This is a genomic window from Streptomyces sp. ST2-7A (genome assembly GCF_021390475.1).
GTDB lineage: Bacteria > Actinomycetota > Actinomycetes > Streptomycetales > Streptomycetaceae > Streptomyces.
This window is the reverse complement of the sequence record NZ_JAJUWS010000051.1, coordinates 39,942-46,401: the sequence shown is the minus strand read 5'-3', so window position 1 is coordinate 46,401 and position 6,460 is coordinate 39,942. Positions and strand designations below refer to the sequence as shown.

Below are 6,460 nucleotides of genomic sequence, written 5' to 3'. Positions count from 1 at the left end.
CCTACGACGCGGCCGGTCGGGTGATCCGCCGCACCGTCACCCGCATCTCCCGCACCCCCGACACCTGGCACCACACCTGGGACGCCCACGACCGCCTCACCAAGACCGTCACCCCCGACGGCACGGTGTGGACCTACCTCTACGACCCCTTCGGCCGCCGCATCGCCAAACACCGCCACCACACAGGCGGCCGCCTCGCGGAGACGGTGCGCTTCACCTGGCACGACACCACCCTCATCGAGGAACACCACACCACGCACGACAGCACCGGGCCCGATACCGTCACCACCTGGGACCACACCGGCCTGCACCCCCTCACCCAAACCACCCGACGCATGGACGGCGACGCCGGGGCCGGAGACGATCTCGCGAAGGCCGATCAGGGCGAGATCGATCACCGCTTCGCCGCCATCGTCACCGACCTCGTCGGCACTCCCACCCACCTCACCGACCCCGACACCGGCCACACCACATCCCTGGTCACCACCCTCTGGGGCCACACCCCGGGGACGGCCCCCACACCACTCCGATTCCCCGGCCAATACGCCGACCCCGAAACAGGCTGGCACTACAACCTCCACCGCCACTACGACCCCACCCCCGCCCGCTACACCACCCCCCCCCCCCTCGCCCCGGCCCCCGCCCCCAACCCCCACACCTACCCCCACAACCCCACCACCTGGACCGACCCACTCGGGCTGAGTGCTTATCAGCCCTCCTCGCAGCCCGAAAAGAATAAAGTTCTTCCAAGTCGGAGTGCGGCCTTCAGGGAGGCGAAACGTGACCTTGGAATTCCCACGGGGCAGCAACCGAATGAAATCAGAAAGATTCCCATGGAGGATCGCAGTGGGCGAAAGCTGAAGAATCCCGACGGGACGATAGTGCAAACTCGTGAATACGTATTCGAGCGAAAGCGTGGAGACAGGGTTATCATTCAGGATCATTCCGCCGGTCATCGCTTCGGAGAAGGAGGGGTTGGCGATCAAGGGCCACATTTCAATGTCAGGCCATTTGATAATCCTCGGACGGGCAAAGTCCCCGGAACTGCTCAGCACTACGAGTACTAGAGGCGATTGACAATGTCGTGGATCTCCGTCCTGGATAACCCTGAAGGAATTCTCCGCATTTATCGCAACTCCCCTCCCTCGCTTCGGGGGGTGCGAATTCGCGAGTTCTCCATGAGTAGGAGTGGGCCGACCATGCGACTCCTCATCGGCCTGTCAAAATTTCCGGACAATCCACCGATGAAGTGGTGGCGCGAGGGGTTCAACAGAGTGCTACTGGATCTTCACTTCGTTGAAGTCGATGATTTTTCCTTCACTCGATTTTCGCCTGTCTCTTTTTGTGATTTCGAGATGAGTAAGGAAGGCACTGTTCGATTTTCCGCAAAATCAGACTCCATGGATCTGCACGGGGTGGCATATGCTGCGTATGTCGCACGTATTTCCGCTTATGCGGATACATCAACCCAGAGATCGCCTTGATCGGTGGTGATGTCGGGGCCACCGAGTAGATCTGTAAGGTCTGTAAGGAGTGAAGTGGGTAAATTCTCGAAGCCAGGGAAGCGGGGATAGCACAGTTGCGTACCTGTGCGTTACCCGACACTGCGAACGATATTGCGTCGATTGCGGTCGACCGATGCAATATTCCCGGTATTTTCCGGTCCTTGGTGGTCTATGCCCTGGGAATGCAGGCATGGATGCCGTTAATTTTATCGCCTTCTTGGTCGACGGAAATCCTGCGCAGTGACTCGATGCCCTAATTTTCGGAGGTGACTCATCGATGGACTGGATTTCGGCTCTGGACTATCCGGAGAAGATTACCCGTCTCTACGAACCCGAACTCCCGCCGCTTGACAGGGTGGAAATCGGTGAAGTTTCAATGAGGGAATGCGGGCCGGACCTGCATGTAATTCTCGCCCTGTCGAAATTTCCGAAAAATCCACCGCTGGAGTGGCGGAAAGATAAATGCAACGAAGTGTCTTTGGAGCTCATCTTCAGGAGAGTGGAAGAGTTTTCCTTCACTCGATTTTCGGTCGACCCGATCTGTGACCTCGAAATAACCAAAAACAGTCTTGTGTGCTTCTCTGCGAGGTCGAACTCCATCGAGCTGAGCGGGAAGTCCAATTCTGTCGATATCGGGAGAATTTCTGCCTATATAGTGTGAATCGCCTCGACAAGGGAACTCATTTCGCGACGAAGTGCATGCACGTCTATCGCCCCTTCCATGCGAATGGCCGGCTACCCGGATGCGGCGTGCGGGAATTCACAAATGTCGGCGGTTCGGGGGTGCATCTCCTCTCCAGTCTCTCGAAGAGCAGTGAATCGATGACCGTGCCGGGCTCCTCGGGAAGACCTGATGTGGAATGGTGACTTCTCCCCACTCGCACGCAAGGAGCTCGTCCCGGTGGAGGACAGAGCATGCCGTCTCCCCGGGGTGGACACGAGTGAACGAAGTGTTCCGTGAACCTCGAAGGGACGAAATTCGCACGAGGCACTTCGGCATACCCAGAACTCCGTTTCCGGTCACTTGCGGATGCGCTCCGAATCGGCCGAAAGCGCGGAGGAGCGGGGACGACGTATCGAGAGGCACGGACAGCCCAAGGTCGCGGAGCGTGGAGGGCTCCATGATCACGGTCGTTCGTGTCTGCTGTGTGTGAACCTCGCTCCGACCGGTCATTCCCCCGAGAACCGGACGTCAGCCGACTACGCCGAAGCCCTCAAGGGAGGCGGGCCGGCGACCCACCGGCCCGCCCCCCTCGCCCGGCTCAGTCCTCGTCGAGGGGCGGCCTGTTCAGCGGCCTTCGGGGCGGCACGCCGGCGGCCCCGGGTCTTCTTCGGGGCCAGGCGGTCAGGTCCTCATCGGTGAGCCTGTGCCGGGACAGCTGCCGGTTCAGGTAGGCACCGCAGTCGTCGGCCGGAACGCTCTCCCACTCCGGGTCGTACGTGTGGTGCCACTGCGACACCCACGGCATCAGTTCGTGCAACCCGGCCAGCAGGGGCAGTAGACGATTTGGTGTCCCATGCCTCCTGCTGTTCGCGGTGGTCGATGAGGCCGATCAGCGCGAGCGCCTGCTCGGAGTGGTCCCATCCGGCCCAGCCGAGCAACAGCGACGGGACGTTCTCCGGGCTCGCCTCCGGGTAGGAGATGAACCGCTCCTTCGGCACGTCCGGCTTCCCCCGGTGTGACCGGTACGACGGCTTGAGGAAGTCCGAGGACTTGTACTTGGGCGGCACGGGGATGTCGAGGCGCTGCCTGGTCCGGTCCTCCTCCCGCTGCACTCCCGGGTCTCCTCCCACTGCCTGCGCACCCGCGGGCAGGAGTCCTTGTAGTGCAGGGCGGCCAGGTGGGGGACGTGCTCGGGCTCGATCGGTTGGGTCAGGACATCCGAGAAGGGCAGGTCCGGGCTCATCAGGTGGTCGGTGGCGTAGAGGCGGGCGACGGAGGTCACCTTCTCGTCGGTCCGCAGCAGGTCAGCGAGCCGGCTGATGGTGAGCGTGCGGGGCTGCCGCATCCCGTCCCGCAACTCGAACCACAGCTGCTGGGCAATGTCCTCGCCCATGTGGCCGATCGACGGTGCCGGTTGGAGGTGCGGCGGGATGGCGACACGGTTCGGGTTCGGCTCTTCGACCGCTCCCGGCGGGTGCCCGCCGTGTTGGTGCCCGGGTGGGAGTCCGAGAGCGGTCGGGGTCTGTGGCTGTTGCGGGAGATGACAGCCGCCCTGGGCTACACCTGCGTCCCGGAGGGGAAGTGGGTGTGGTTCACCGTCCCGCTCACCACCCCGGGGGCGGGCGGATGAGCCCCGGTGTGGTCGTCCCGCTCCACGAACCCCCGTACGCGGGGGAGTTGCGCCGTTACGGTGATCGCGTGACCACGCAGGAGCGTCCCGCCGGTCCGTGCGCCACCTCGGGCACCACCCCGCCGATCCTGCCCGCGCCGCGCACCCCTGGCGGAGGACCACCACGGCAGCGGCCCGTACGACCCGGAGGATGCCCGGCCTGATCGACCAGCTGGTCGACCTCGGCGTCATGACGCGGCGGGCCAAGGGGAAGATCGACCTGCCGGACGTCTACCGGATCGCCTTCGGCCCGGGGCGAAGGGGCGGCGTCCCCCGCCGCCCCGGCCCTTGACCGCCCCCGCCGGGGGTGGGGACGGGCCCGCGGGGCCTCGCCTCTTTCGAGACGCTCACCCGTCGAATCGGATCACGACTGTGGACTGTCACCTCTCCGCCGAGCCCGCTTCCGGGACATGACCTGATCGGCAATCCGATCGTGCGTCGAACGACAACCCGGGGCCTCTCCCGGCGCCGGCGGTCCGGGAGGGTACACCGGTGCGAGGAGGTGTGGCCGTGTGGAGTACCACCGAGCACCGGAACCCCGCGAAGTCGCGTTTACGAACCCGGGAGACCGTGATGGCGGGGTTCGGCAGGAGGATTCGAATCGGATGGATCGGATCCCTCCGCAGACGCGCCGGGAGGGCCCCGGGCGGGTAAGGTGTTTTCGGCCTCGAAGAACTCCCGACGTGAAACTCTTCTTCTCGGTCATGTTCTCACAGCGTTGAATGTGTACGGACTTCCACGTGAAGGGAAGGTTTGTCATGGGAGGACCTTGGACCCGTCTCATCGTTGCGGGTGTGCTTCTCGGTCTCGGCGCCCTGGCCATCCTCGCGGTGGAGGGATGTCAGCGTTTCAACGCCGCCTCCGACACCGTGCCGGAGGGGCGGGGGGCGATCCCCGCCGGCATGCCCGTGGACGATGAGAATTCGGCTCGTGAACGGGCCGGGATATTCCGATGGAATCCCCGGGTTCCGGGGTGAGCGGGAGAGGTTCGATGGAGAGGGTGTGCCGGTGATCGGAAGGGTAAATATCTGGAGCAGGGAGAAGGGATGGGGATGATCGAAGCGGAAGAGGTTGACGGAGATATTTTTGTTCATTACTCCGAAATTTTGACGGACCCCACTCGTTTTCGAGTCCTTGAGGTTTCCGAGAGAGTCGACTTCCGCTGCGAGGAGAGGCATCAAGGGGGATTCACTCATTGGGCTTCCCGGGTATCGCCCGTGGGTACGGAAGAGGGTGAGCCCGGGACCGCCGGAGGGCCGGGGTATTCGGAGAGCGATGACGCCTACTGTTCCGAACTGACCATCGTATTCGATCTCGATGAGGAAAAACCGGGAAAATGAACGACGGGTTTCGGTGCGGCGCGCTCCGGAGACCGCTCCTCGCGTCGCCCGCTCCCCTCGGAAGCCCGCCGGTCAGGCCGCGGCGTCGGTCGGGGCGGGGGCGGTGAGGGCCGAGCCCGGGTGCAGGTGCTCGCCGTCGCCGGGGATCACCTCCACCGTGCGGCCGTCCAGCCGGGGGGTGCGCGTAGGGTTCTCGATCGTCCGCATCCGGTCCCGGCCGTGGAAGTTCCACGTCGAACCGGTGTTTTCCACCCGGCCGGGGTGGCCCTTCGACTCGACCGGGCACAGACCGCGCGGCACGCCGATCAACAGGTCGCACTCGTGCGCCCGGCCCGACCGGGCGGTGAAGGAGAACGCCGCCCACGCGCGGTAGGGCTCGGCCGCGGGCGTCAGACGCCGGATGTGGTCCGGGGCGTCCTGCTCGTGGGTGTGGCCGAGGGGTGCCGCTGGAACCAGCGCCGCCCGGCGCCCCCGCGCGGCCCGGGCTTCGGCGCCCCTCCCGTCTCCGTCACCGCACGACCTCCACGGATCCCGCCTCTCCCGTCCGTGCCCCGGCGGGGACGGCCCGACCGACCAGACCCCATCGCGCGCGACGGACACCGGGGCGGGAGCCGTCCGTGCCCGACCGGGGTCCGGGGTCGCGGCGGGTGGGAGAAACCGGCGGACACCGCGAGGACCCGTCGGGGAGACTGATGACCCGTTCGCGACGCGGGGTGACAGGACGGGAGCCCCCTCTCGTCGGGTCCGCCCGACGCCCGTTCCCCGTGGCGCGAACGGCCGGTCGAGAGCGAGAGCCCGTTTCCGGAGGGAGCCGTGTGAACCGATTCGAGGAGCTGGCCCATCCCGACGCGCCCGCGCGACCCCGTCCGGGGGACGTGGTGGAGGTGGATCTTCCCGAGGCCGTCTCCTTCAAGGAGGGCTGTGAGCGGATCCTGAAAACCGTCGAGGGAAACCGCCGGTGGTATCGGCGCCCCCGTTGGGTGGAGGTCCGGGTGGGAGGCGCGCTGATGTGCGTCACCACCCCGGCCGTGGTGATGGCCGCGGTCGAGGACCACGGCCCCATCGGTCCCCGGGGGCCCGTCGGGAGTCCGCCGATGGGCTTCGACCGGAACCCCGGTCACGCCCTGCTCGGGGAGGGGGAGGGGCGCCCGCGCACGGTCACCTACGCCTGTCCGGAAGCGGAGTGCGGGAGGACGGAGACGCTGTTCCGCCCCGGGGCGCCGGTCTGCGAGGACCACGGCGTCGGGATGGTCGAGCGGTGAGGCCGGTGAGGCCCGGTGCT

General features: G+C 65.6%; 9 protein-coding genes and 1 pseudogene. 7 read left to right on the top strand and 3 right to left on the bottom strand.

What is annotated here, in order from left to right; all coding sequences use genetic code 11:
* The 3 genes from LZF96_RS23620 to LZF96_RS23610 all read left to right on the top strand — a co-directional run.
* Positions 1-1,067: HNH/endonuclease VII fold putative polymorphic toxin (locus tag LZF96_RS23620; RefSeq protein WP_267941286.1), on the top strand; the 1,067-nt coding region annotated here is incomplete at its 5' end.
* A 12-nt stretch (positions 1,068-1,079) separates the two neighbouring features.
* Entirely contained in the window at positions 1,080-1,484 is a 405-nt protein-coding gene (locus tag LZF96_RS23615) for an Imm50 family immunity protein (protein WP_233876376.1), read from the top strand.
* Positions 1,485-1,782: 298 nt separating this feature from the next.
* On the top strand, positions 1,783-2,166 hold the full coding sequence (locus LZF96_RS23610) for an Imm50 family immunity protein (RefSeq protein ID WP_233876374.1): 384 nt from the start codon (positions 1,783-1,785) through the stop codon (positions 2,164-2,166).
* Positions 2,167-2,767: 601 nt separating this feature from the next.
* Here LZF96_RS23610 and LZF96_RS27430 read toward each other — a convergent pair.
* Positions 2,768-2,974: a hypothetical protein gene (locus LZF96_RS27430; RefSeq protein ID WP_374203316.1), complete on the bottom strand. Its 207-nt coding sequence runs from the start codon at positions 2,972-2,974 to the stop codon at positions 2,768-2,770.
* 118 nt (positions 2,975-3,092) lie between these two features.
* Positions 3,093-3,514: pseudogene (locus tag LZF96_RS27425) on the bottom strand (SAM-dependent methyltransferase); the annotation flags it as partial.
* A gap of 48 nt (positions 3,515-3,562) precedes the next feature.
* Here LZF96_RS27425 and LZF96_RS27420 point away from each other — a divergent pair.
* From LZF96_RS27420 to LZF96_RS23590, 3 genes are all read left to right on the top strand, one after another.
* Complete coding sequence (locus LZF96_RS27420; RefSeq protein ID WP_374203315.1) at positions 3,563-3,799, top strand: ATP-binding protein; 237 nt, start codon at positions 3,563-3,565, stop codon at positions 3,797-3,799.
* 190 nt (positions 3,800-3,989) lie between these two features.
* Positions 3,990-4,130, top strand: coding sequence for a hypothetical protein (locus LZF96_RS23595; protein WP_233876368.1), 141 nt, complete (start codon positions 3,990-3,992; stop codon positions 4,128-4,130).
* Between the two features lie 736 nt (positions 4,131-4,866).
* Positions 4,867-5,178 (top strand): cold shock domain-containing protein, encoded by a 312-nt coding sequence (locus LZF96_RS23590; protein ID WP_267941294.1) that lies wholly within the window; start codon positions 4,867-4,869, stop codon positions 5,176-5,178.
* A 72-nt stretch (positions 5,179-5,250) separates the two neighbouring features.
* Here LZF96_RS23590 and LZF96_RS27190 read toward each other — a convergent pair whose 3' ends face one another.
* Positions 5,251-5,778: an NERD domain-containing protein gene (locus tag LZF96_RS27190; protein WP_233876364.1), complete on the bottom strand. Its 528-nt coding sequence runs from the start codon at positions 5,776-5,778 to the stop codon at positions 5,251-5,253.
* A gap of 215 nt (positions 5,779-5,993) precedes the next feature.
* On the opposite strand from LZF96_RS27190, the gene LZF96_RS23580 reads away from it, so the two are divergent.
* Positions 5,994-6,440: a hypothetical protein gene (locus LZF96_RS23580; RefSeq protein ID WP_233876362.1), complete on the top strand. Its 447-nt coding sequence runs from the start codon at positions 5,994-5,996 to the stop codon at positions 6,438-6,440.
* The last annotated feature ends 20 nt before the right edge of the window (positions 6,441-6,460 follow it).

What these genes read in the sequence shown, in the direction of transcription:
- LZF96_RS23615 (WP_233876376.1), top strand. Translation starts at nt 1,080, where the DNA reads ATGTCGTGGATCTCCGTCCTGGATAACCCTGAAGGAATTCTCCGCATT.
- LZF96_RS23610 (WP_233876374.1), top strand. Translation starts at nt 1,783, where the DNA reads ATGGACTGGATTTCGGCTCTGGACTATCCGGAGAAGATTACCCGTCTC.
- LZF96_RS27430 (WP_374203316.1), bottom strand. Translation starts at nt 2,974, where the DNA reads ATGCCGTGGGTGTCGCAGTGGCACCACACGTACGACCCGGAGTGGGAG.
- LZF96_RS23595 (WP_233876368.1), top strand. Translation starts at nt 3,990, where the DNA reads ATGCCCGGCCTGATCGACCAGCTGGTCGACCTCGGCGTCATGACGCGG.